Source organism: Maribacter ulvicola (assembly GCF_900155985.1).
In the GTDB taxonomy this organism is placed as follows: domain Bacteria; phylum Bacteroidota; class Bacteroidia; order Flavobacteriales; family Flavobacteriaceae; genus Maribacter; species Maribacter ulvicola.
This window is the reverse complement of the sequence record NZ_FTMA01000001.1, coordinates 576,617-600,430: the sequence shown is the minus strand read 5'-3', so window position 1 is coordinate 600,430 and position 23,814 is coordinate 576,617. Positions and strand designations below refer to the sequence as shown.

Sequence of the window (23,814 nt, the reverse complement as noted above, 5' to 3'; positions counted from 1 at the left end):
AGAGAAAAAAATATGTTAATAAAAAGTAACCTAAGAGGTTTTTATCCCTCTTTATTTTTTCCATATTTGTAGTCCAATGATTTTAGAACACTATATAAGCGACTTACTATATAGGTACAACTGTGTTGTTGTCCCTGGATTTGGAGCATTCCTTACCCAAAAAAATTCAGCCAAATTAAACGTAGCTACCAATACGTTTAGCGCTCCAAATAAATCTATTGTATTCAATAGACAGCTTGTCTCCAATGATGGGCTTTTGGTTTCTTATGTATCAAATGCAGAGAAAGTTTCTTACGAAACGGCATTGGTTAAAATTGAAAACCAAGTAAAATCTTGGCAAGATCATTTAATTCAAGAAACTTCTTTACACCTAAAGAATATTGGTTCTCTTTCTAGGAATATAGAGGACAAAATATTGTTTCAACCTGTAAATGAAACAAACTATTTAACTTCTTCATTCGGTCTTTCAAATTTTAATTCTCTACTGGTAACTAGAGAAGTCTTAAAAGAAGAAGTTATAGAGATTGAAGAAAAAACACCATTCGTCATTAGTCCTGAACGTAGGGCAACAAGAGGTTTCAGACCTTTTTTAAAATACGCTGCTATTCTAATGTTGGCATTCTCTACAGGCGTAACCGGTTATCGTGCTTATCAACAGCAGCGAACAAATGAAAAAGTAGCCATACAAGATGCTCAAGAATTTGTGAATAAACAAATTCAAGAAGCTACTTTTTTTGATCTATCACCATTAGAGTTGCCTACAGTAACCGTTGATGCATCTTCGAAATCGACAGCAAAGTCAACAATAAGCAAAGTACCGGCAACACATTTTATTGTTGCGGGTGCATTTAGAATCAAAGACAATGCCGATAGAAAAATAGCACAGCTTAAAGCAAACGGATTCAATGCCGGTTATTATGGCACCAATGCGTTTGGTCTACACATGGTTACATTTAATAGTTATACCAATGCAAATGACGCTTTAAAAGCTTTACGTGAAATTAAGCGAACGCAGTCTAAAGATGCTTGGTTATTAACTGAAAAATAAACCTGTACACATTTTATAAGTATCAGTGATGCCCGTATCTTTGCGGAAAATTTCTAATAAATGGAAGCAAAAACTCCTGCAGCATCACGTACTACAATGACCGATTTGGTTCTCCCAAGCGAAACCAACGCACTACAAAATTTATTTGGCGGCGAATTATTGGCACGTATGGATCGTGCAGCCAGCATTGCTGCCGGTAGACATAGCCGTAGAATTACCGTAACCGCATCTGTAAACCATGTTGCTTTTAACTTAGCTATTCCGCTTGGTAGTGTTGTTACCGTAGAAGCAGCCGTTTCTAGGGCATATAATACCTCTATGGAGGTCTATATAGATGTTTGGATAGAAGATCGCTACAGCGGCAAGAGTACCAAGGCGAATGAAGCCATCTACACCTTTGTTGCCGTTGACGAAACAGGAAAGCCTACTGAAGTACCTGAACTAACCCCAGAAACTCCTTTAGAAGTGACCCGTTTTGAAGGTGCCCTACGCAGAAAACAATTAAGTTTAGTATTGGCCGGTAAAATGAAACCGGACAACGCAACGGAGCTTAAAGCATTGTTTACGAAGTAAAATAACATGCTGTTTATATTTTGAGCGAGAATTAACTCTACATAAATAGGCTTAGTTCATACGTTTTTAATTCGTTCTTAAGTACAACCTTTCTTCTCTCATAATTTAATTTTACCTAACTAGTTACACCCTACATTTAAAAAATGAGATTACCTAAAAACATACATAAAGTTTCAGTTCATTCTGAAATGGAAGTTGGGGTATATCCTCCAAATGGATTTTTACGGTTCAGTGAAGCCAGTTTAGGTAATGGAGATTATTTTGGATTTTATTGGGAATTTGGGAAAGAAGATCAAGAGCCAATTATATGTGAAATGGTTCATGATGAAGGAATTATCGTTCCAAGATTTTCAAACTTGAATAAATTTCTAGAATGGTATACATTGAATGATTATGATTGGGGAGAAGAAGAAATTGATGATGAACATTTTGTCTTAAATTTATTACATAGAGGAAACGAGCAATTGAAGCAAAATAATCCTGAAAAAGCTATCGAGTTTTATAAACACAGTACTAATAGTTTTGGAGAATTAAGTGAAAATTGGTTTAAGTTAGCCTCTCAATATAAACGCATAGGAAACGAATTGGAATTTCAAAAAAGCATAATTAATTCTATACTATCCAATTGGGCTATTGATTTCCCCGCTCAAAATGCGCTAAGAATGATTAAAAATATGACTCCAATTGAAGCATATAAAAATCATCCTTTAATTAAGAATCTTAAACAAATAGAATTTAGTTTTGGAGGTCAAAAAGAAAACAAAGACTATTTGATAATTCGCGAAGTTATTGCTGGACTCCATGATATTGGAGATACTAACAGTGCCTTATTATTAGAGCAAAATTATGCGCTAATGATGTATTGGGAAACCTCTTCTTTTCAAGAAAGATATCATTTTAATATAGAAGAGTGGAGAAAAGGGTTTGCAAAGCAAACAAAAGAAAGAATGGCAATTAATGTGGTATAACACTGTATTAGATATCAGTACCTTTTACAACTAAATAACACACTACACTACCTACTCTAGGAAACTTAATCTAAACGTCTTAACCTTGTTTAAACCAAAATACCAACATCTTGTTACTGAATAGCCTCTCAACACAAATCTACTTCTAGCGCTGAATGTTTTAAATTACCTACTAAAAATTAAAGTTATCGGGATCAGGGCCACTACGTTCCCCTGTTTCTAAACTGTCTAAAAAAGCAATATCTGCCTCTGACAGCTCAAAATCAAAAATATCGGCATTTGCTGATATACGTTTTGCATGTACAGATTTCGGTATTGCAACAATACCTTTTTGTAAATTGTAACGTAGAATTATCTGTGCTACGCTCTTGTTGTACTTCTTAGCTAAATCTGCACAAAAATCCAATTCAAAAACCTTGCCCTGCATGAAAGGAGACCAAGACTCATATTGGATTCCTTTATCTGCACAAAAATTGATAAGATCCTGTTGTACCAAATGCGGATGAAACTCCATTTGGTTTACCATTGGCATTACTTCACAATCCTCAATAAGCTCTTCTAAATGATGTTTTAGAAAATTACTTACACCAATAGCTCTAATTTTCTTTTGAGCATACAGATGCTCTAAAGCTCTCCAGGTTTCTTTGAATTTACCTGCAACCGGCCAATGAACAAGATATAAATCCAAGTAGTCAACACCCAAACGCTCCAAACTTGCGTTAAATGCTTTCAGTGTTTCTTCATATCCTTGATCGGTATTCCATACTTTGGTTACCAAGAAAATATCACTTCTATCTATTCCGCTTTCACGTATACCTTTACCTACGCCCACTTCATTCTTATAAGCTGCGGCAGTATCTATATGACGATACCCAATCTGAAGTGCATTCTTAACCGCATTAACTACCTCTTGATCATTATCTGACTGGTACGTACCTAAACCCAAATACGGCATATGCACTCCATTACGCAGTTCAAAGCTTCCTTTAATATCTGTAATCGTTTGTTGCTGTTTCATTTTTGTAAAGTTTTAAAGACGGTACACCCACTCTTCTGGGTTTAAGCGAGAGGTATCTTGATATAAATAAAATTTTAATCTGGTCTGGCCATTGTTCTTATTGGTAAAAACAATACCAAGCTCTTCTTTACTAGTTACTTTATCCCCTTTTTTTACATATAGCTCAGAAAGGTTATAATAGGTACTGATAAAATTACCATGCTTGATCTGAACCCCTTTATTTCCTCCAGGTACCGCCAAAATAGCAATGACCTCTCCTTCAAATATAGCACGGGCTTTGGAACCTTCATCTGTAGCAATAATGACCCCATTACTTTGGTGTTTAATACCTGGGTAAACTGGATCGGCATAAACTCCGAATCCCTGACTCTTTATACCTTTTTCAACAGGCCAGATCAGTTTTCCTTTATTTGCGGAAAAGTTATTTGCAATAACGGTAGCTTCAGGTGTTAACACAAACTTACTCGTATTTTTAGTCTTGCTACCTGATTTTTTATTGGATGCGGCAATAGCACTTCTAATTAACTTTTCTATCTGTTGATCAATCTTTCTGGCTTCCTTCTTTTTTGTTTTAATAGCATTTGCGTACTTACTTTCGTTTTTACGAATAGTACCCAATAGTGCTTTTTGTGTTTGTATTTCACCAAATAATTGGTCTTTGGCTTTTTTATTTTGAGCCAATAAAACCTCTTTTACTTTTCGCTCTTCATTCAAATCTGCATTTAAGCGTGAAAGTTCTTCGGTTTTTACCAATATCTGAGCTCCTTGTTCTTTTCTATAATCTGTATATTGCTTCATATACTGAAGCCTTTTAAAGGCCTGAAAAAAGCTTTCTGAAGACAAAAGAAACATTAATCTGTTTTGTTTGGATTTGTTTTGATATGATTTCTGAATCATTCTAGCATACTCGTCCTTAACCTCCTGTAACTCTGTTTTAAGCTTACCTATATTTCTGATATTGGTATTGATCTGCCTGTTCAACAAATTCGATTGTTGATTAGTAACACGTATTAGTTGTTGGCGTACGGTAATCTTTTTTTCAAGAGCTTCCATTTGATCCAAGACATTCCCTTTTTCCTTTTTCTCGGCAAAAAGTAATCGGTTGATATCACGTATTTCTGTCTGAAGTTGCTCACGTTTTTCCTCTAGGGCCTTTTGCTCACTGGTCTGTGCAAAAACAGATACCGTAGTGAACAGCACTAACAAGAAAAGACTATTATTACATCTAAACAACATCTGCTTACAATTCTATTTCATTAAACCCTTTTGGTATTGAATATGGAAAATTAACCGTTGTGTTCAATGCTAAATTTTTAAACTCAAGGTCTATCGTATTCATTTTATCCTTACTTATAGCCTTCACCATAATTTCGTTGGGCAAAACCTCTTTATCTATACTTTGATAATTTTTATAGGCAATCTCTAATACGCGTTTGTCTGCAAGTTGAGAAAGTTGTTGTAATGCCATTTTAAAATTTTTAGGCTCTATTTGAAATAAGGTTTTGTACAAAGTACCTTGCTGCTTTGGAGATAGTCTATACCCATCTTCAGAAATACCAATATCATATTTCTCCCCTCTTAAATCTAACAATGCCTGACCAGTCAATAAATTTTGTAAAATAGAAAAGTTGACCTCTGTCCCTAATAAATTACTTAAATATGAAAAATCTCCATCAAAATATTCATTTTCTAATTTGTTATAAAACGATACCCTGTCTGGCGTAATATAGGCTTTAACAATACCTAGTGGAGCACTCATCCAAATGGCTTTATCCTTTTCCATTCTTAGACTAACAGATACACCTTGAGAAGATTCGCCATCAGAATAGTTTATTTTCACCCGCCCTGCCAATGTTTTAAAATTGGTTTCATTCTGGTAATGCGCTTTTATAACCGATTTAGATGATAATTTAGCATCTACCATACCACCAGAAATCACCTTTGTGCTTTTACAAGATGCCGTTAAACCTATCACTACGATCAGTAAAACAAATTTTATTTTCATTGTATTCAAAAACTTCGTCATCTAAAATCCTTATTTAATTTTACTAAGGTACATATTTGCTTTAGAGGTATTATTGGTTGCGGTGTATGCGGCTGCCAATTCTTTATAAATTGAATTTTCCCAGGGAACGTCTTCAATGAGGTAATCTAGGGCACTTTCCAAAATTTCAATGGCGTCTTTATAGAGTTTCATCCTATTGAAAGCAACCCCATTTGCATAATAAAAGTACGGTTGAGACGGAAAATTTTCCATGGCTTCAGCAGTCGTATCCAACAGCTCCCTATTATCTACCTCTGAACTGAGCATTCCTTTGATTCTACTTTTATATGCTTCAACGCTATTTAAATCTTTACTAGGAGCTGCATTGACCGCTCTTACCACATGTACAAACTTCTTTTCCTGAGTGGCTATAGAATCTTTGATTTTCTTTTCTAAAAAGGCTTGCTTTTTAGAGATCTTTAGACCCTTTATCATAGCTTGTGCGGTTACATAATCAGCATTTAAATAATAGATTTCCGCCAAATTCATTCTAAACGCTACGTTGTTCCACGGCAATTGTCCTTTTACCGCTGTAATATCAGATTTTTTGGCGCTGATCACATTAACCAACGTTTCTGCATACCAATAATTCTCAGGTTCTCCGTTAAGCGCTTCCAATGCATATTCCTGAGCAAGAACAAGTTGTTTATCATAAAGGTGAAATTTTGCAAGCTCAAAAGAGACCACCGTGTTTTTTGGCTGTAAACGTTTACATTCTAAAAAGTATGTAATAGCACGATCATAGTTTCTAATTCCCTTCTGCTTTAAGCCTTCAAAAAAATTCTCTTGGAAAGTATCTGAGTATTCTTCCAGAAAAACTTCTGAACTTTGCTCCACCTCCAATTCTAGATTTTCTTGTGCATAAGACCACATCGGTATCATACAAATACCGGAAATCAAGCCCAATAAAATCAACTTTTTCATCTCTATTTTATAAACCTATTTTACACCTGTACTACCAAATCCGCCTTCGCCCCTTACGGTATCAGACAAGCTATCTACAACATTCCACTCGGCGCGTTCATGTTTGGCAATGACCATTTGCGCTATGCGTTCACCGTTTTCAACTACAAAATCTTCACTACCAAGGTTGATCAAAACAACACCCACTTCGCCTCTATAATCGGCATCAATGGTGCCTGGAGCGTTAAGCACGGTAACCCCTTTTTTTGCCGCAAGTCCGCTTCTTGGTCTTACCTGTGCTTCAATACCTTCTGGCAACTCCATGAAAAGACCAGTTGGTATAATAGCCCTTCCTAAAGGCTTTAACGTTACAGCTTCTTTAAGATTAGCTCTTAAGTCCATACCGGCAGATGCGCTAGTTTCATAATGTGGTATATCGTGATCCGATATATTAATAATTTTTATGTTCATCTGTTTAAATATAGTTTTTTAAGATTCTCAAACTCCAACTTATACACCAAGCCCAAGAACAGAATTAATAATGGTATTCCTACGAAAAGGTTGCGATCAAAAATGTAAAATGAAAGGATAGAAAACAAGATGGATATTCCTAAATAAAAGATAATTTTTCTAAAGTTATAGGGAACGGGATAATACATACTTCCAAAATAAAACGAGAGCATCATCATGGTACCGTAAGCCATCAATGTAGCAACCGCAGATGCCATGTACCCAAAATACGGAATGAAAATTAGATTAACGATTATGGTCAGCACGGCACCGATCATAGAAATATATGCTCCAAATTTTGTTCGGTCCGTAACCTTGTACCAAACAGAGAGATTGTGATAAATACCTAAAAAGAAAGCTGCCAACAAAATTATGGGAACCACTGGCATCGCTTCCCAATACGCTTCATCACGAACAAAAAGAACTTTGAGCACATCAGAAAAAACAACCACAGCTAGTAGAATAATACTGCCTAGGACTACAAAGTAATTTGTTATTTGCGCATAGGCTTTCTGCGGATGCTTTGTGTCTGAATGGCTGAAAAAGAAAGGTTCAATACCCATTCTAAACGCAGTAATAAATAAGGTCATGAACACAGCCAACTTAACACAAGCCCCGTACTTACCAACTTCTTCACTTGCTATTTCAACGGGTAAAATTTTTTCGAGCAAAATTTTATCCAACACTTCATTTACGGTAAATGCAATACCCGCAATCATTACCGGCATGGCATATTTTATCATTCGCTTCCAAATACCCACATCAAAGACATAAGGTCTTCTAAGATAAACCCTTAACATTAGCAAAAGGGTAACGGCACTAGAAACTAGGTTGGAAATTAAGATGTATAAAATCTCATAATCTGGTTTATAGATGTTTGCAAAGAAACCATCACTATCTAAGGCCAATTTTGGCAGCATAAGAAGAAAGAAAGAATTAAGCCCTAAGTTCAATACCACATTGATCAATTTAATTATGGCAAAACGCATAGGTCTTTCATTGGCCCTTAACCAGGCAAAAGGAATTATAACCAGCGCATCTAGAGCCAAAATCCAAAAGACATAGCCAATATATTCAATGGATATTTCTAGAAAACTAGATAGTGGCGACTTAAATAGAACTCCAATGATCATAAATAGCATTGTGGAGCCTAATATGGACAATAAAGAGGTAGAAACAACTTTTTTCTTATTTTCAGAATCCTTATAAAATCTAAAAAAAGCGGTTTCCATGCCATAGGCCAGAAAGATATTGAAAATAGCAAAATAGGCATAAATCACCACCACTTGCCCGTAGGAGCCCGGCAACATAACACCTGTATAGATAGGTACTAATATGACGTTAAGCATCCTTGGCAAGACAGTTGCCAAGCCATAAATTGCCGTTTGTTTAAAAAGTTTTTTGAGTGGATTCAAGCACTATACATTCAGGTGATAAAAGTACCTATTAAAAGCCTAGGTACAAATTTAGTTTTTGGGAGCGCCTTTATAAATTAATGGCTGCTTTTGTTTTATATCATTTACTTTGGCATATTTTATTCTTCCATTTTCATTATAACTTATGATCGCTTCGTCTGTATTCAATTCTAAATCTAAATTTTCAGATGATTTTGCTATTCCCTTAGATATTCTAACCACGATCATTTTTTGATTATCTACTGTATTTACTATTGCTTTTACCTGCTTACCACGAAAATAAACTTCATTTAATTCTACCCCAGAATTTTCCAGTAGTAACACTGGAATTCGCAACTCGGTACCAGAGCCACTTTCTTCTCTACCGCTTGTATATTGTTGACAAGTAGCCTTACCTATCTTAAACGGAGTTTCTACTTGTAATTTTTTCTGCGAACTACAACTATATAAACAAAGAGAAAAAATTAAAAAGCAAGTAAATACATATTTCATTAGACCCCTATTATTCTTATAAAGATAATAAGTAATATGGGTTTAATAGCTCATTTAACATCGTGATCACAAATATTATCTTTAGTCTTTCATTTGTAATTGCTTCAACTTAAAGAGCTCATTCTTTACCTGTTTGTACAAAAACACAGAGAACACCATTAACAACACTACCGATGAGCATAAAATATAGCTATAAAAACCGTCAGATAAACTAGCCTTAAACAATGGCAATAAAATTATAAACCCAACAGTATAAACTATAACAGCCAACGGTGTAACTACATAATGCGTATATTTTCTTAAGAAATAATAGGTGGTTAAATCTGCTTTAAAAGTATTTACATCCTTACTAAAGTTAATGCTACGCAGTTTTCTTAAACTAAATAATTCAATCACAATTCTAACCACTAAACTACCGATCATTAAGCCAATACCAAGTATAAATGTAGTACTCGTATATCCTGAAACATAGATTAGAAAAGAAACCAATAGTAAAATAGTGATCGTTAAAACTATATTCCCGCTTTTCTGTTTGTTCTCTATGGATTTTACACTTTTTAAAAGCGATTGAAATCCGTCTTCTGTTGCAGATACTCCAAATTGGTTCTGCCAATTATTTTGTAAATCTTCAAAATTATTCATGGTTTACACATTTTGTCAGTTGTTGTTTTATTCTATGAATTCTAGTTCTAACAGCTTCATGTTTTATCCCGATTATTTGTGAAATCTCTAGTTGGGGCAATCCTTCCAATTCCAATACTATAATTGCTTTATTAGTGCTGCTTAACTTTTTAATACATGCATACAGTTGCACCAACATCTCCTCTTTTTTAACAGAGTTTTCACCGTTATCACTTACCTGCAGACTATCAATCTGAAGATTTCTGTCTTTTTTATGTTCCCGTCTTATTTCTGCCAGGCAAGTATTCACACAAATACGATAGATCCAGGTCCCTATTCCGCTTTCATTTCTAAAACCATCTAAATTCTGCCAAATTTTTATAAAGGTTTCCTGCACCAGATCTTTAGCAAGAGCCTCGTTACCCGCAGCATACCCCATACAGAGTCGCATTACTTTTGGGTAGTTATCTTCGTAGATTTTCTGATAGGTGATTTCTTTGGAACCCATTAGTCGTTCAACGCATTTTTAAGATTCTCCATAAACCACTGTGGTTGATCAAACATGATGAAATGAGAAGAGCCATTAGCAAATTCAATGGTGTATTCTTCAAGTGCTTTATATTGTAGGTCATAGGTAGATTTTGCCATGTCTAATCCATAGGGTTCAGTTGCCGCGAGAATAGTAACCGGTGTTTGTATCTTAGCTAAATCTTCACGTAAATCTAGCTTTAATAAATCGGTATACCCATATACATAGGTTTCTCTATCTGCCTGAATCATCCAATCTTTAATTTTTTCTTGATTCGATTTTTCTTTGGTCATACCACTAGTCATTTGAGCAGCCATAGTTTCAAAATCATTTGCATTCATTGCCAAAACTTGTTTATTATAAGGCGAGTCATAGACCATATATTCACTTTTATAACTAGGGATCATCAATGCACCTGTTGAAGGTAAGGCATCTACAATAATCAGCTCTTTAAAGATATTACTTTCCGTTGCCAACCAAAGCGCCAATGCACCACCTAGACTATGACCTAACAAAAAAGGATTTTTTAATTCATTTTCTATTATATATTCCACAACCCCTTCATTTATTTTTGGCAACCATGGTTTTTCAATGGCAGGAACATCACCGAAACCCGCAAAAGTAAATACATGACATTCATATTCTTTTGATAGCGTTTCTACTGTAGCTTCCCAAACATCACCGGTGCATGCAAATCCTGGAAAAAGAAGAATTGGATCTCCGTCGCCAATAACTTTTACCTTAAAAGGTTTGCCTTGTGCCGTTGTTGAAAGTGCTGAAAAAATAAGTAATCCGAATAGTAATTTTTTAATTGTTTTCATCGTAAGAGTTTTTGTTTGTTTGCCCTTTAGATTCAAAAACTAAAAAATGTTACATCCTAAATTGAAAAAAGATTTTATTCTGGCTCTACATCCATTCTTTTTATAGCTGTGGATGCTAAAATAAAAGCCGCTAAAAGTAATATAGCCGCTAAGGCATATGGTGCGCCGGGAAAGTAAATAGATGCCCCAGGGCGGATAAAATAGTAAAATACGGGCGCAAAGATAAACTGACCTAAAATTGCCGTGATACTAACCAATCCAGTAATGGAACCTTGTAAAATTCCCTGCTCCTTTTCAGACACCTGATTAGAAATTACACCTTGCACCGTAGGACCGGCAATTCCACCTAATGCATACGGAATTAAGAATGCATACAGCATCCAAGGTTCTTTAGCGAATGAAAATAAAAACATACCAACCGTCCATAAGAGAAATCCGTAGATAATGACTTTACGTTTACCAAATTTAGTAACGAGTTTACCCACCAAAAATCCTTGTACTATTGCCACTAACAAGCCTACCACCATTAGCGATAATCCTATTTGCCTAGGATTCCAATCATAACGTTCTATACCATAATACGACCAAGTGGACGGAAGCGCCTGACCGGCAAGATTAGCCAAGAAAAACGCAGATATTAATAACAGAATGCCTTTATAGTTTCTTAATGCAAACAAGGAAACTCCGGGAATTATTTTTTTAAAACTGATTTGTCTTCTATTCTCTGGAGTCAAGGATTCCGGAACAAAGAAATACCCAAAAAGGAAATTGGCAAATGTTAAGCCTGCGGCAATATAAAATGGTAGTCGAATATCTATCTCACCGAAAAAACCACCAATTCCGGGACCGATAATAAATCCGATTCCGAATGCGGCACCTATTAAGCCAAAGTTCTTTGCCTTATTTTCTTTGGTGCTTACATCTGCAATATAGGCTGATGCCACGGTAAAACTAGCTCCTGTAATTCCTGCTAAAAAACGCCCTAAAAACAACCAGGTGATTGTTGGTGCCCACGCATGGATCAAATAATCTATACTTAAACCTAAAAGGGCCAAAAGTAATATAGGCCTTCTTCCAAATCTATCGGATATTTCCCCTAGCACCGGTGAAAACAAAAACTGCATACCCGCAAAAGCGGTCGTTAGCCACATTCCGTATATAATGGCCATGTGATTACCCTCACCCGTTAATTCCATAATCAAATCAGGAATAATAGGAAGGATAATACCAATACCTATTACATCAACTAAGATGGTAATGAAAATAAAAAGTAAGGCGGTTTTTTTGGATTTCATGGTCAAGACAAAAGTCGGGTAAAAAAAGTAATCTTAAAGCTATAAAAGCGAAAACCCCACGTTTAGGTGGGGTTTTAAATGACTTCGCTCAAATAAGTCATTAAATACAATAAAAGTATTAGTTATTTAATGCTTCTGCACCACCAACGATTTCTAAAATCTCGTTAGTAATAGCCGCTTGTCTTGCTTTGTTGTATGTTAATTTCAATTGATCGCGCATTTCTGTTGCGTTATCGGTTGCTTTATGCATGGCAGTCATACGAGCACCATGCTCACTAGCGAATGAATCTCTAATACCTTTATACAATTGTGTTTTTAAAGACTTAGGAATCAACTGCTCAATGATTTCCACTTTTGAAGGTTCAAAAGTATAATCTGCACTTGCGGTTTCTTCCACTTCTAATGGTACAATTGGTAAAAATTGCTCTGTCATTACAATTTGTGTAGCAGCATTCTTGAACTTGTTATACACAACCTCTATACGATCATAAGTACCTTCTGTAAAAAGTTCCATTAAACTTTCTGCTATCTCGGCAACATTATCAAAGGTTAAATCGTCATATACTTCACTGTAGTTGGCGATAACATTGTAACGTTTCTCTAAGTAATCATTAGCTTTTTTACCAACTGCTACAAAATCTACTTGCTTACCAATGTAAACATTTTCGACCAAATGAGTTGATTGCTTTAAAATATTGGTATTAAAAGCACCACAAAGACCTCTATTAGAGGTAACTGAAACCACTAAAACCTTGTTCACAGCACGATTTTCGGCATAAACACTTCCGGAATCACCTTCTAAACTAGCACTTAAATTTTGTAGTAGCTCAGTAAGTTTATCGGCATAAGGTCTCATAGCCGTAATAGCATCTTGCGCCTTTTTCAATTTAGCAGCAGATACCATTTTCATGGCACTTGTAATCTGCATCGTTGATGAAACCGATGAAATCCTATTACGTATTTCCTTTAAATTTGCCATTTTTTTCGGTATTTAGAAAGTAGTACAAAGTATTACCTAATGCTAACACTTTGTACTACTTACTCAGTACTCAGTACTTTTTAAACTTATTTATATTTCGCTGAAAGCTCTTTACAAACAGAAGTCAATGTATCTGTAACCTCGTCGGTTAATTTACCAGACTTCAACGTATCTAGAACACCTCTATGCTTAGCGTTCAAGAACTCCAAGTAATCACGTTCAAATTCTTTTACTTTCTCAACGGGCACATCTCTTAACAAGTTCTTAGAACCTGCATAGATAATTGCAACCTGGTCTTCTACAGTATAAGGATCATTCTGTGCTTGCTTTAATATCTCAACGTTTCTACGTCCTTTTTCAATAACGTTCAACGTAGCGGCATCTAGATCTGAACCGAATTTAGCAAACGCTTCCAATTCACGGAATTGTGCTTGATCCAATTTCAATGTACCTGCAACTTTTTTCATTGATTTAATTTGAGCGTTACCACCAACACGAGATACAGAAATACCTACGTTAATTGCCGGTCTTACCCCTTGGTTAAATAAATCTTGTTCTAAGAATATCTGACCGTCAGTAATAGAAATTACGTTGGTAGGGATATAAGCAGAAACGTCACCCGCTTGTGTTTCAATAATTGGCAAAGCCGTTAAAGAACCACCACCTTTTACCATTGGTTTTAATACCTCTGGCAAATCGTTCATTTCTTTTGCGATATCATCATCATTGATCACTTTTGCTGCACGCTCCAATAATCTAGAGTGTAGGTAGAAAACGTCACCTGGGTAAGCCTCACGTCCCGGTGGTCTTCTTAACAAAAGAGACACCTCACGATACGCAACCGCTTGTTTAGATAAATCATCATATATAATTAATGCAGGACGACCTGTATCACGGAAATACTCTCCAATAGATGCTCCAGTAAATGGTGCATAAACTTGCATTGGTGCAGGATCAGATGCGTTGGCAGCTACGATAGTAGTATATGCCATTGCTCCTTTATCTTCCAATACTTGAGCGATACCGGCAACAGTAGATGCTTTCTGACCTATGGCAACATAGATACAGTAAACAGGCTCACCAGCATCATAAAATTCTTTTTGGTTTAGAATGGTATCGATACAAACTGTAGTCTTACCAGTTTGACGGTCACCAATAACAAGCTCTCTCTGACCTCTACCTACAGGAATCATCGCATCAATTGCTTTAATACCAGATTGCATTGGCTCAGTTACAGGCTCTCTATAGATTACCCCAGGAGCTTTACGCTCTAATGGCATCTCATAAGTATCACCAGAAATAGGTCCTTTACCATCGATAGGGTTACCAAGAGTATCCACTACACGACCAACAATACCTTCACCAACTTTTACAGAAGCAATACGTTGTGTACGTTTAACCGTATCACCTTCACCAACTGATTTAGAAGGTCCTAAAAGAACCACCCCAACGTTGTCTTCTTCAAGGTTAAGAACGATACCTTCAAGTCCGCCTTCGAACTCAACCAATTCTCCGTATTGCGCGTTCGCTAATCCGTAGATTCTTGCGATACCATCACCAACTTGTAATACAGTACCTACTTCGTCTAAAGTAGCGGTAGCATCAAATCCAGATAATTGTTTCTTTAAAATTGCTGATACTTCAGCGGCTTTTACTCCTGCCATTTTTAATTAGATATAAGATATTAGGCGCTGAATGTATCCATTCTTAGCCTTATATAGTTATTATAGACTATTTGAAAATTCTCTTTTTAAATTACTAAGCTTGTTGCTTACGCTAGCATCATACTGTAAATCTCCTACTCTTAAGATGAAACCTCCAATAATACTTTCGTCAACTTTACTTTCAATGGTAACTTCATTACCTGTAAGTTCAGCAACCTTCTTTAATATTTTCTTCTCCATAGCGGCATCCAAAGGTACTGCAGTTGTAACGTAAGCTACATCCTTACCTTTTAATTGCTCATTAAGGATAATGTATTTTAAGGCAACTTCATTTAGCATTGCTAAACGCTTGTTGTCTACCAACATATTTATAGTACCTTCTGTAATTGAATGACTACCCTTGAAAATTTCAAGCAAGGCATTCTTTTTCATCGTACCAGAAACCACCGGATTAGCCAATACATCTTTCAGTTCTTTACTATCTGAAATAGTAGCGGCGATTGAACGCATATCTTTCTCAACAGCATCCAAGGCATTGTTTTCCTTGGCCATATCCAATATTGCCTTTGCGTAACGTAATGCAGCTCTAGATTCGCTCATTATTTCTTTTAGTTAAGTTTTATATCGCTCAACATTGTATCTACCAACTTCAATTGCTTGTCGTTACTAGATAAATCTTCTTTCAATACTTTTTCTGCTATAGCTACAGACAACTCTGCAACTTGATTTTTAATATCAGCTACCGCAGCTTTCTTTTCGCTTTCTATTGCAGTCTGCGCTTGCTTCAACATTTTATCACCTTCTAGCTTCGCTTGTTCTTTAGAATCAGCGATCATCTTTTCTTTGATCTCACGAGCTTCTTTCAACATCGCCTCACGTTCAGCACGAGCCTCTTGAAGCATCTTTTCGTTATCAGCCTGTAAGTTCTGCATATCTGTACGTGCCTTATCAGCAGCAGACAATGCTTCTTCTATACCAGCTTCTCTTTCGTTCAAAGAGTTCAAAATTGGTTTCCAAGCAAATTTTACCATCAAGAAAATCAATCCTAATAATAATATTGTTTGCACAATAAACAAACCTGGTGAAAAATCATTCAATAAAACTTCCATATCCTAATCTTTAAAATCTAAATCAATAATTAAAAAAACATTTCCTGCAACCAACCGTTACAGGAAGATGTCTTTGGGTTTTCGTGTTCTTATTTTCCTAAGAACAAAGCACCGAATGCCAAACCTTCCAAAAGTGCAGCTACGATAATCATCGCAGTTTGAATTTTTCCTGCCGCTTCTGGTTGACGAGCAATACCTTCCATTGCTTTACCACCGATTTGACCAAGACCTAGACCTGCTCCGATAACGATTAAACCTGCTCCAATTAAATTGTACATAATAAACTGATTTATATAATTAAATTAAAAAAACTCTTGTTAAATGAAGTCTGCTCTTACATCTTCTGTATCGGCTACTTCGTGACCCGCCTCATCATGATGATGATCATGGTCGTGTTCCGCAACTGCCATACCTATAAACAAGGCAGAAAGCGTAGTAAAAATATAGGCTTGCAAAAAGGCAACTAAAACCTCAATAAGCAAAATGAAAAATGACAATACCAATGACAGACCCGTAGCACCCGCTACACCTAAACTCTCTTTCAATGTAAACATAATTGCAATTAAGCTCATTATCACAATATGCCCTGCAGATATGTTTGCGAACAAACGCACCAACAATGAAAATGGCTTAATGATAAATGCCCCAGCCAATTCTATGACAGCCAAAATAGGTCTTACGAATACAGGCACACCCGGCATCCATAAAATATGCATCCAATAATCTTTATTTCCACTAACCGTATAAATGATCAACGTGAAAATAGCCAAACAAGCTGTCACCGCTATTTGTCCCGTTACGTTAAATCCGAATGGAGTAAGCCCCAATAAATTCAACACCCAGATAAAAAAGAAAACCGTTAATAGATATCCCGTAAATTTTCTGTAATGCTTTTCACCAATATTAGGTCTAGCAATCTCATCTCTTACATAAAGCACCAATGGCTCTAACACCCTACCGAAACCAGTAGGAATTTTTTTCTTTCCGTATTGTTTCGCCAATGATGAAAAGGCCAATAACATAAGTAAACCTACTAGTAACACCCCGACAACACTTTTAGTAATAGAAAAATCTAAAACTTTTTGCGCATTTGTTGCATGGTGATCTTCGTCAAAATTCACTGAAGAAGCACCAGCATTTAACTCATATATTTTACTATGAAGTTTAACGAATTTAGAACCGTTACTTTCAACAATTACCTGCCCATTATCATCATGATGAAATTCTGATGACATAAAAGTTGCCAACCCGTTGCTTGACCAAAGAATTACAGGAAGCGGAAAACCAACATGCTTTCTTTCGCCTGCATCATTAGAATATGAGAACAAATGAAAATCGTGAGAATCTTTAAGGTGATGTAAAATATAGGCATCTACCTGCTCCTTACTACTAACTGTACCTTTTGGTTCGGCATCAGATAACGCGAAACTTTGCAATGAAAAACAAAGTATAAGAAGTTGTAATAAGGTTTTAATCGTATTTGAAACTTGCATCATTAGTTCTATATCAAAAAAATTAGCTCCTAGAAATTTTGCGCAAAAGTAGTTAATTATTGCATAAACTACGCAATTTTAAAGCTTTAAAATTTATAGTCTTTTTTTGCGCATTATTTTAGAAATAAAAAACACTTCTAGAAACAAAAAAATAATCACCGGTATAAACATCGCACCCCTATATATTTGAGGCATAACCAGTTCTCCCAACAAGTAAGGAAAGAACAGCGCCGCAAATATTGTAATCTTAAAAATGAGCGCGCCCATATATACAAAACCTAATTGCTCAAAAAAAGAATTGTTTTTTGAGGCAATTAAAAAAATGATGACCAATGCAAGAGAAAACAAGAAATGAAAAGTATATGCTTTGATCAAAAGAGGTCCAAAATAAGATGGCGGATCTAACAAAGCAAGATTTTGTAGAAAATAAGAAGTCGCGCCCACAGCAGTGAACACGACACTATATAAAAGGATGTTTTTTAGCAACGTTTATTTATTTAACGCCATAACTTTTTTTATGACTAAATAGATAGACAAAAATACGGCAAGTAATGTAAATGTGTCCTCTAAAAACGTTTTTTCAAATTTTTGATCTAACCACTCCCCTAAAAGATTACCCAAGAATATAGTGACACCCATTTGTATGGCAACACCAGATAAGCTTGCGGCATTTCTTAAAAGTTCAGAATTATCATTCTCTTTACGAGGCTTTTGCGGCTCCATTATTAGAGGATTTAAAACCTGCAGCAGCTTTACCGCCACCCATAGTGCAAGATGCATTAAATGTAGCGCCAGGCTCTACAGCCAGTTTATTTACGGATACCGTACCTTCTATTACTGCAGACGATTTTAAAGATAATAGGTCAGACACTAAAAGCTCACCGTTAAAGCTACCTTCTATATCTGCATTTACACATTCTACTTTTCCATGAATGTAGCCATCCTTGCCGATCACCACTTTACCAGAAGTTTTCACATTTCCATCTAGCTTACCGTCTATACGAAAATCTGCTTCAGATATGATATCTCCTTTAATTTTGGTGTTCTTCTCTATTCTGTTAGGCTGACCTCCTACTTCATTCATTGTTCTAGGTTTTTGTTTGTCTGAAAACATTGTTCACGGTTTTGGGGTTAAAAGCGTATTTCTATATTCGATTATATTTTTGTGTACTTGTACAATCTTATAGTTCTCCGATAAAACTACAAAATTCTCATCAGCAACAAGGTAATCCCTATTGTTTTTTAGTAGCTCGGCATACCCTAGGGCAAAATCTTTAGATTTAAATCCGTGTACCACTACAAATTGGTCTTCTAGGTTATAAATATCTCTAGAGACTATATTTTTATACCTAAGGTCCACAATAGATTGCTCTAACAGTTCCATCAATTTTAACGCTTGTACCGTATTACTTCTTTTAAACGGAAAAACCACCTTCCAGTTCGATGTTCCTTTAGAATCTGTCTCTGGTGAAAACTCCTTTTGTTCTAACTTAGGAAGCTGCTCTGCAATCATCTGTTCCGCCTTTTTACCCTCTGGATTGTTAGGATATGTCAACGCCACATAATTCAATGCTTCTTTAAAAGGTTCAAAGCCTTGTAGTCTACCAATGGCATTTGCTTTCAACATTTCAAATTTAGGAACAATTGGATCGCCCGTAAATCTATTGATATTCTCTTCCGCACCCGTAATTACTTGTAAATACTGTTGCTCTTTATATTGCTTGAACAAACTCTCATAACGCTTCTCTGGGCTATCAGAACTATCTGCCAATACCGCTTGCGGATTCAATAGAATCTCTGCATATCTAGAGTCTGCATGGTTGGCAATAATATCTGCCTTCATCGTCTCTTTCAACGGACTATCAACTTCTTCGTAAATTTTATATAGATTATATTTTGATGGAAGAATTAATCGCTCTTCTGCATTAGACGCCAATACATCTTCTAATTTGGCAGCTGCCAAAAGATTCTCGTTAAACTTTTCCTTATATATTAACCCTAATTGATAATTGGCAAAATTACGTTCTGTCTTTAAGCTATCAATAATAGCTACATCTGTAGGTAAACGATTCATATAATAATCCAAAGAGAATTTCTCATCTTCATTTACCACACTTAAACTATCGTTAACTCCTGATCCATTTTGCAAGGCAACGTTTTCTGTATTGATGATTGATTTATCTGACCAACGCCAATCATCGGTTAATTCTCTATTGCCCCAACGATTCTTAAAATCATTTTGACCATAGCCTAAACTGGTAATATTATAGAAATAGAATTTACCTTTGTTTTCTTTGCCACCTTTACTGTTGTTAAATGCAGCAAAGCCATCGGTAATTCTTGCTTTTTCTTTTTTCTGAGCAGCTTCTTTCGCTTTCTGTAATTCTTCAATATGCTTTCCAAAATAAGCCAACTGCTCATCTTTTGGCATTTGGTAAATTGTAATTACGCTGTCAGCATATTGTACGATATCTTCGTATTTGATAACATCTTCTAAATTATCGCGCTTCTTTTTTATAGCACGAAATTTTTTGGTGTTTTCATTAAGGTTGGTCAATACACTATCGTAATATGCACCAGCCGGTTTATACACACTTTCATCAAAGTTGTATTCCGCTAAATTCTCATAGTTAAGCGCATTCAATTTTGGCTTGTTTTGCGAAGCACGTAACGATTTGTTGAAATATACCAATGCCAAACTATCAGATTCCTGTTCTAAATGAAACTCTGCCAGCTGTCTATAAATACCATCTAAAAAGGGTCTGTTCTCCCTATTCAACTCCATTTTAGTCAAATACTCTAAAACTTCTTCTTTATTCTCTCTAGTAACTTCGGTATTCTTAAGTTTTTCAATCTCCGCATTAATCATGTAGACACGTGGCGACTTCCTATTTAATTCGATCACCTTGTCAAATGCGTAATTAGCACTGTCTTTAAAGCCCAATTGATTGTACAATTGACCTATAATATAATAGTACCTTCCTCTTTCAGGATTTTTTGTAGTGTAGTGCGATGCTATTTTAAGATTTTGAACAGCCGTATCTGGTGCATTTAGATTAATGAACGCCTGTGCCATCATAGCTCTTGCATCAGCATATTCTTGATCTTTTAAACGCTCATACTTCATTAAGCGCTTTAAATTCTTAATAGCCAGATCATCGTTTTCTAACCTGATGTTTACTTTCTCTCTCCAAATACTTGCTTCGTTCAGCTTATCACTTTCAGCATATTTATTAAGCACGTAATTGAAAGATTCTAATGCAGGAATATAACGTTCATCAAAATATCTGGCTTTACCTAAAAGCAGAAAAGCTTCATCTATTTGTGGGTTTCGCTCTTCATCCTTAATATCCATACTATGTCGTTGAATAGCCTTGGTAGCTTTTTCTTCTGCAATAAGGAAATTAGGATTATTGTCTTCTGAATCTAATTTAATTTCGCCGCTAACCTCTAAACGTTCTATAGGCAAGACTTCAAAATAATCATCTTGATAGGTATCGTTCAAAGTTTCTCGACCAAGTTCAAAAGCAATATTACCATTATACAAGGTATTGTATTTGGTATTGAGCGCATGCCAATTACGGTTTACGAACTTGTCTTTCTTGACAGAACATGCATTAAAAAGCATACTCGCCAAAACACCGGATAAAATAAGTTTGTTTCTAAGATTCAAAATAGTTGATCTACGTATGTATGTTTAACTTAAAAACAGTCACATTATTATGTAGTTCATCGGTAAACCGCATATTTATTTTTAAGTTATCAGACCATTTATAAACCGCTACAACTAATTTTTACCGACCCTGTAGTTTGTTTTGAATAAAAATGACCAAGAGATTATGTGTTTCCTGCAGATAATCTGATCAAATACATTTTTATCGGATTTTATTTTACTTAGGTTAAAACATAGAAATGAAAAACCGACCTATTGGTCGGTTTTTGGATTTTTAATGCTATTTACATAAAGTGTATTTTGTCTGATCTAAAATAATGGTAGATCTTTGAATTTTTAAACATATGTAGATATCGACTGCAATCGGACGGACATATAGCTATCAATTATTCCGCAACCACAATATCACTTTCTGCACCAAAGAATACTTCTAGTTCTTTCAAGGTTTCAGCAGATGTTTCTATGTCTTTTACCACCTCACCTTTGTTCAAGACCACTATACGTTCACAAACCTCGGTTACATGAATTAAATCGTGACTAGAAACTAAAACGGTAACATCTTCTTGCGCTGCTAGTTCTTTAATGATTTGCTTTAAGCGAATTTGCGTTGTTGGATCTAAATTGGCAAAAGGCTCATCTAATATAACCACTTTAGGGTTCCCTATAAAAGAAGCTACAATACCTGCTTTCTTCTGATTTCCTTTAGATAAATCTCTTAAATACTTCTTTTGACCTAAAATTTCGCCGTGAAAGAAATCTTGATACTGTGCTAAAAGCGCATCTACATCGGCTTTGTTTTGCCCACGAAGATCTCCTATAAAGTAGAAATACTCTTCGGGAGTCAAATATCCGATCAAAAAGGTTTCATCAATAAAGGATGATGTAAACGGCTTCCAATCTTCACTGGTGTTTACTTGCACCTCATTATTAATAATATGTCCCGTACTTGGTTGAATTAAATCGAGTAACAAACTAAACAACGTTGTTTTACCTGCGCCGTTGTTACCCACTAGACCGAAACTTTGTCCCATTGGTATGTTTAAGGATTCTATATTAAGTACCTGTTGTGAACCGTATTTTTTAGATAAATTTTCTATTGCAATCATAATCTTGTTATTCTATATTGTTAGGATGAGTTGTTATGCGATAAACGAAAAAAGCTTAACTCGCCTTCTCCTTAAAGCCAGCAATCATTCCGTATTTCTTTTTCTTGTACTGCTCGGTGATTAAACCGATTAAATAATTCTTCATGGCAAAACCGATGATGCCTAGAACAGATAATAATCCTACTGCTACCTCTAAACTAAAGATGTAATAAAAGATGGAAAATATTACAATAGGAACAATTAAAACCGGAACCATAACCAAAAATTGAGTAGCACTAGCACCTTGCATATTCCCAAACGGACTCTGATCCAATTCTATCCTTTTTTTGTTGAAGGATCCAAAATATAAAATGACCGGTATATTTACTCCCAAATTATATAATGCACAACCAAAATTGATAGCCAACGCATCCCAACCGAAGTAAACATAGGGTAATGTCAATAAAAACATGAATACTATACTTACCATAATCAAAGACACTTTAGACTCTAAATACTTGCGCATTGGAATATTTTGCGACATCATCATACTATAGTAACTACTATCCCAAGCTGGAATAAACTGACCAAAATTACTTAAGAAAATACCCGTCATAAAAATGCCTACAAAGGCTTTCATCGGCATCATACTACTATACATCTCTTGTGTATAAAATACCAATCCGTAGAACACAAATAAAATAGAAATATACACTTGAGACTTCGTTCTTTTGTTACGCCAAATCATTTTAAGGTCTAACTGTAAAAAGGACCCCATTTCGCCAAAACGTTTGGTCCAAGACATATCTGAGGTATTTGCCTCTACTGCCTTTGTTTTGAGCTTGGCATCTAGATAAATTTTATCTCGCAAGAACTTATAATTCACATAATATATAAGAGCTGTCAAGACAACAGGAATCAATACTGTAATTGGGTAAGCATAAAGCGCATGAAAAACAGGCGCAAAAAACGCTTTTATAGAGAACACCCCAAAATAATCTAACCCGTAACCTAAGGCCAACAGAATCCCTATTCCAATAAGCACCTTATCATTCTTATTTACTAGCAAGTTCACGTAATTTATACTCAGAACAATCCCTATAATACCCACTATCCATAGTAAAACATTTAAAACAGGGTAGCCATTAAACAATAAAACAATTGCAAACGGAACAATAAAAAATAGCGTCAATAAATTATAGATAGATGCTGCCGATCTACCTAATATATAATGTGCTATGGTACTTTTCTTCACCGGTGTGGTCAAGAATGGTTTTATATCCATCACCGGTAGTTTTTGCATGAAATACCTTAAGAATAATTCCATTAATATCCAGTAAATAAAATACTGGCTAATAGTCCACATAGGGCTTTGGTCCGGGAATATTTCTTTTAAAATAAAATACATACCAGCTCCTGTAGCCGCAAGAGACAAAAGCATATATATGCCGAAAAATCCCATTACTATTTTTATCCCTAAACTTTTGCCAAGATTAGCGGACCTAAAAAAGGATTTCCATTGTAAGGAAGCAAAACGTTTAAACATTCGGTTGGTTTTAGTATTCAGAATATAA

26 protein-coding genes are annotated in these 23,814 nt (G+C 35.5%); 3 read left to right on the top strand and 23 right to left on the bottom strand.

From position 1 onward, the window contains the following. Positions 1-76: 76 nt before the first annotated feature. From BW936_RS02585 to BW936_RS02575, 3 genes are all read left to right on the top strand, one after another. On the top strand, positions 77-1,048 hold the full coding sequence (locus tag BW936_RS02585; protein WP_076546754.1) for an HU domain-containing protein: 972 nt from the start codon (positions 77-79) through the stop codon (positions 1,046-1,048). 60 nt (positions 1,049-1,108) lie between these two features. Then, on the top strand, positions 1,109-1,621 hold the full coding sequence (locus tag BW936_RS02580) for an acyl-CoA thioesterase (RefSeq protein ID WP_076546753.1): 513 nt from the start codon (positions 1,109-1,111) through the stop codon (positions 1,619-1,621). Positions 1,622-1,764: 143 nt separating this feature from the next. Further along, positions 1,765-2,589 carry a hypothetical protein gene (locus BW936_RS02575; protein WP_076546752.1) on the top strand — a complete coding sequence of 275 codons (825 nt, stop codon included), beginning with the start codon at positions 1,765-1,767 and terminating at the stop codon, positions 2,587-2,589. Between the two features lie 172 nt (positions 2,590-2,761). On the opposite strand, the gene BW936_RS02570 is transcribed toward BW936_RS02575, so the two are convergent. The 23 genes from BW936_RS02570 to BW936_RS02460 all read right to left on the bottom strand — a co-directional run bounded on the left by BW936_RS02570 (position 2,762) and on the right by BW936_RS02460 (position 23,786). Then, on the bottom strand, positions 2,762-3,607 hold the full coding sequence (locus tag BW936_RS02570; RefSeq protein ID WP_076546751.1) for an aldo/keto reductase: 846 nt from the start codon (positions 3,605-3,607) through the stop codon (positions 2,762-2,764). A gap of 12 nt (positions 3,608-3,619) precedes the next feature. Then, positions 3,620-4,843 carry a murein hydrolase activator EnvC family protein gene (locus BW936_RS02565; RefSeq protein WP_076546750.1) on the bottom strand — a complete coding sequence of 408 codons (1,224 nt, stop codon included), beginning with the start codon at positions 4,841-4,843 and terminating at the stop codon, positions 3,620-3,622. A 4-nt stretch (positions 4,844-4,847) separates the two neighbouring features. Beyond that, positions 4,848-5,633: a lipoprotein insertase outer membrane protein LolB1 gene (locus BW936_RS02560; protein ID WP_076546749.1), complete on the bottom strand. Its 786-nt coding sequence runs from the start codon at positions 5,631-5,633 to the stop codon at positions 4,848-4,850. Positions 5,634-5,642: 9 nt separating this feature from the next. Next, positions 5,643-6,575 (bottom strand): tetratricopeptide repeat protein, encoded by a 933-nt coding sequence (locus BW936_RS02555; protein WP_076546748.1) that lies wholly within the window; start codon positions 6,573-6,575, stop codon positions 5,643-5,645. Positions 6,576-6,590: 15 nt separating this feature from the next. Then, the gene (gene dut, locus BW936_RS02550; protein ID WP_076546747.1) at positions 6,591-7,025 is read right to left on the bottom strand and encodes a dUTP diphosphatase; all 435 of its coding nucleotides are present in this window, start codon (positions 7,023-7,025) and stop codon (positions 6,591-6,593) included. Beyond that, the gene (locus BW936_RS02545; protein WP_076546746.1) at positions 7,022-8,479 is read right to left on the bottom strand and encodes a lipopolysaccharide biosynthesis protein; all 1,458 of its coding nucleotides are present in this window, start codon (positions 8,477-8,479) and stop codon (positions 7,022-7,024) included. The genes dut and BW936_RS02545 overlap by 4 nt, the downstream gene beginning before the upstream one ends. Positions 8,480-8,530: 51 nt before the next feature. Further along, positions 8,531-8,971, bottom strand: a complete 441-nt coding sequence (locus BW936_RS02540; protein ID WP_076546745.1) for a hypothetical protein — start codon at positions 8,969-8,971, stop codon at positions 8,531-8,533. Positions 8,972-9,052: 81 nt separating this feature from the next. Then, complete coding sequence (locus BW936_RS02535) at positions 9,053-9,613, bottom strand: hypothetical protein (protein WP_076546744.1); 561 nt, start codon at positions 9,611-9,613, stop codon at positions 9,053-9,055. Beyond that, complete coding sequence (locus tag BW936_RS02530) at positions 9,606-10,100, bottom strand: RNA polymerase sigma factor (RefSeq protein WP_076546743.1); 495 nt, start codon at positions 10,098-10,100, stop codon at positions 9,606-9,608. Before BW936_RS02530 ends, BW936_RS02535 begins: the two co-directional genes overlap by 8 nt. Next, positions 10,100-10,942 carry an alpha/beta fold hydrolase gene (locus BW936_RS02525; protein WP_076546742.1) on the bottom strand — a complete coding sequence of 281 codons (843 nt, stop codon included), beginning with the start codon at positions 10,940-10,942 and terminating at the stop codon, positions 10,100-10,102. The genes BW936_RS02530 and BW936_RS02525 overlap by 1 nt, the downstream gene beginning before the upstream one ends. 74 nt (positions 10,943-11,016) lie before the next feature. After that, complete coding sequence (locus tag BW936_RS02520; RefSeq protein WP_076546741.1) at positions 11,017-12,237, bottom strand: TCR/Tet family MFS transporter; 1,221 nt, start codon at positions 12,235-12,237, stop codon at positions 11,017-11,019. Positions 12,238-12,355: 118 nt separating this feature from the next. After that, positions 12,356-13,216 (bottom strand): ATP synthase F1 subunit gamma, encoded by an 861-nt coding sequence (gene atpG, locus BW936_RS02515; RefSeq protein WP_076546740.1) that lies wholly within the window; start codon positions 13,214-13,216, stop codon positions 12,356-12,358. A gap of 86 nt (positions 13,217-13,302) precedes the next feature. Next, positions 13,303-14,880: a F0F1 ATP synthase subunit alpha gene (gene atpA / locus BW936_RS02510; protein ID WP_076546739.1), complete on the bottom strand. Its 1,578-nt coding sequence runs from the start codon at positions 14,878-14,880 to the stop codon at positions 13,303-13,305. 60 nt (positions 14,881-14,940) lie between these two features. Then, on the bottom strand, positions 14,941-15,480 hold the full coding sequence (gene atpH, locus BW936_RS02505) for an ATP synthase F1 subunit delta (protein ID WP_076546738.1): 540 nt from the start codon (positions 15,478-15,480) through the stop codon (positions 14,941-14,943). 8 nt (positions 15,481-15,488) lie between these two features. Continuing rightward, positions 15,489-15,989, bottom strand: coding sequence for a F0F1 ATP synthase subunit B (locus tag BW936_RS02500; protein ID WP_076546737.1), 501 nt, complete (start codon positions 15,987-15,989; stop codon positions 15,489-15,491). 89 nt (positions 15,990-16,078) lie between these two features. Then, positions 16,079-16,267 (bottom strand): ATP synthase F0 subunit C, encoded by a 189-nt coding sequence (gene atpE, locus BW936_RS02495; protein ID WP_076546736.1) that lies wholly within the window; start codon positions 16,265-16,267, stop codon positions 16,079-16,081. 39 nt (positions 16,268-16,306) lie between these two features. After that, positions 16,307-17,485 (bottom strand): F0F1 ATP synthase subunit A, encoded by a 1,179-nt coding sequence (atpB, locus tag BW936_RS02490; protein WP_076546735.1) that lies wholly within the window; start codon positions 17,483-17,485, stop codon positions 16,307-16,309. Positions 17,486-17,575: 90 nt separating this feature from the next. Then, entirely contained in the window at positions 17,576-17,968 is a 393-nt protein-coding gene (locus BW936_RS20160; protein ID WP_394333570.1) for a DUF6168 family protein, read from the bottom strand. 3 nt (positions 17,969-17,971) lie between these two features. Continuing rightward, on the bottom strand, positions 17,972-18,205 hold the full coding sequence (locus tag BW936_RS02480; protein ID WP_076546733.1) for an AtpZ/AtpI family protein: 234 nt from the start codon (positions 18,203-18,205) through the stop codon (positions 17,972-17,974). Further along, positions 18,183-18,596 (bottom strand): bactofilin family protein, encoded by a 414-nt coding sequence (locus tag BW936_RS02475; RefSeq protein WP_076546732.1) that lies wholly within the window; start codon positions 18,594-18,596, stop codon positions 18,183-18,185. Before BW936_RS02475 ends, BW936_RS02480 begins: the two co-directional genes overlap by 23 nt. 3 nt (positions 18,597-18,599) lie before the next feature. After that, positions 18,600-21,110, bottom strand: a complete 2,511-nt coding sequence (gene porW / locus BW936_RS02470) for a type IX secretion system periplasmic lipoprotein PorW/SprE (protein WP_394333578.1) — start codon at positions 21,108-21,110, stop codon at positions 18,600-18,602. Between the two features lie 431 nt (positions 21,111-21,541). Further along, positions 21,542-22,261: an ABC transporter ATP-binding protein gene (locus BW936_RS02465; RefSeq protein ID WP_076546730.1), complete on the bottom strand. Its 720-nt coding sequence runs from the start codon at positions 22,259-22,261 to the stop codon at positions 21,542-21,544. 55 nt (positions 22,262-22,316) lie between these two features. Beyond that, positions 22,317-23,786, bottom strand: coding sequence for a DUF5687 family protein (locus tag BW936_RS02460; protein ID WP_076546729.1), 1,470 nt, complete (start codon positions 23,784-23,786; stop codon positions 22,317-22,319). Positions 23,787-23,814: the final 28 nt, after the last annotated feature.

Bases quoted from the DNA above. Each gene is read 5' to 3' on its own strand.
- BW936_RS02555 (WP_076546748.1), bottom strand. From the start codon at position 6,575: ATGAAAAAGTTGATTTTATTGGGCTTGATTTCCGGTATTTGTATGATA.
- BW936_RS02460 (WP_076546729.1), bottom strand. From the start codon at position 23,786: ATGTTTAAACGTTTTGCTTCCTTACAATGGAAATCCTTTTTTAGGTCC.
- BW936_RS02565 (WP_076546750.1), bottom strand. From the start codon at position 4,843: ATGTTGTTTAGATGTAATAATAGTCTTTTCTTGTTAGTGCTGTTCACT.
- BW936_RS02480 (WP_076546733.1), bottom strand. From the start codon at position 18,205: ATGGAGCCGCAAAAGCCTCGTAAAGAGAATGATAATTCTGAACTTTTA.
- BW936_RS02475 (WP_076546732.1), bottom strand. From the start codon at position 18,596: ATGTTTTCAGACAAACAAAAACCTAGAACAATGAATGAAGTAGGAGGT.
- atpA (WP_076546739.1), bottom strand. From the start codon at position 14,880: ATGGCAGGAGTAAAAGCCGCTGAAGTATCAGCAATTTTAAAGAAACAA.
- BW936_RS02535 (WP_076546744.1), bottom strand. From the start codon at position 9,613: ATGAATAATTTTGAAGATTTACAAAATAATTGGCAGAACCAATTTGGA.
- BW936_RS02570 (WP_076546751.1), bottom strand. From the start codon at position 3,607: ATGAAACAGCAACAAACGATTACAGATATTAAAGGAAGCTTTGAACTG.
- atpE (WP_076546736.1), bottom strand. From the start codon at position 16,267: ATGTACAATTTAATTGGAGCAGGTTTAATCGTTATCGGAGCAGGTCTA.
- BW936_RS02540 (WP_076546745.1), bottom strand. From the start codon at position 8,971: ATGAAATATGTATTTACTTGCTTTTTAATTTTTTCTCTTTGTTTATAT.
- BW936_RS02525 (WP_076546742.1), bottom strand. From the start codon at position 10,942: ATGAAAACAATTAAAAAATTACTATTCGGATTACTTATTTTTTCAGCA.
- BW936_RS02500 (WP_076546737.1), bottom strand. From the start codon at position 15,989: ATGGAAGTTTTATTGAATGATTTTTCACCAGGTTTGTTTATTGTGCAA.
- dut (WP_076546747.1), bottom strand. From the start codon at position 7,025: ATGAACATAAAAATTATTAATATATCGGATCACGATATACCACATTAT.
- BW936_RS02575 (WP_076546752.1), top strand. From the start codon at position 1,765: ATGAGATTACCTAAAAACATACATAAAGTTTCAGTTCATTCTGAAATG.
- BW936_RS02580 (WP_076546753.1), top strand. From the start codon at position 1,109: ATGGAAGCAAAAACTCCTGCAGCATCACGTACTACAATGACCGATTTG.
- BW936_RS02585 (WP_076546754.1), top strand. From the start codon at position 77: ATGATTTTAGAACACTATATAAGCGACTTACTATATAGGTACAACTGT.
- BW936_RS02560 (WP_076546749.1), bottom strand. From the start codon at position 5,633: ATGACGAAGTTTTTGAATACAATGAAAATAAAATTTGTTTTACTGATC.
- porW (WP_394333578.1), bottom strand. From the start codon at position 21,110: ATGCTTTTTAATGCATGTTCTGTCAAGAAAGACAAGTTCGTAAACCGT.
- atpH (WP_076546738.1), bottom strand. From the start codon at position 15,480: ATGAGCGAATCTAGAGCTGCATTACGTTACGCAAAGGCAATATTGGAT.
- atpG (WP_076546740.1), bottom strand. From the start codon at position 13,216: ATGGCAAATTTAAAGGAAATACGTAATAGGATTTCATCGGTTTCATCA.
- atpB (WP_076546735.1), bottom strand. From the start codon at position 17,485: ATGATGCAAGTTTCAAATACGATTAAAACCTTATTACAACTTCTTATA.
- BW936_RS02520 (WP_076546741.1), bottom strand. From the start codon at position 12,237: ATGAAATCCAAAAAAACCGCCTTACTTTTTATTTTCATTACCATCTTA.
- BW936_RS02530 (WP_076546743.1), bottom strand. From the start codon at position 10,100: ATGGGTTCCAAAGAAATCACCTATCAGAAAATCTACGAAGATAACTAC.
- BW936_RS02465 (WP_076546730.1), bottom strand. From the start codon at position 22,261: ATGATTGCAATAGAAAATTTATCTAAAAAATACGGTTCACAACAGGTA.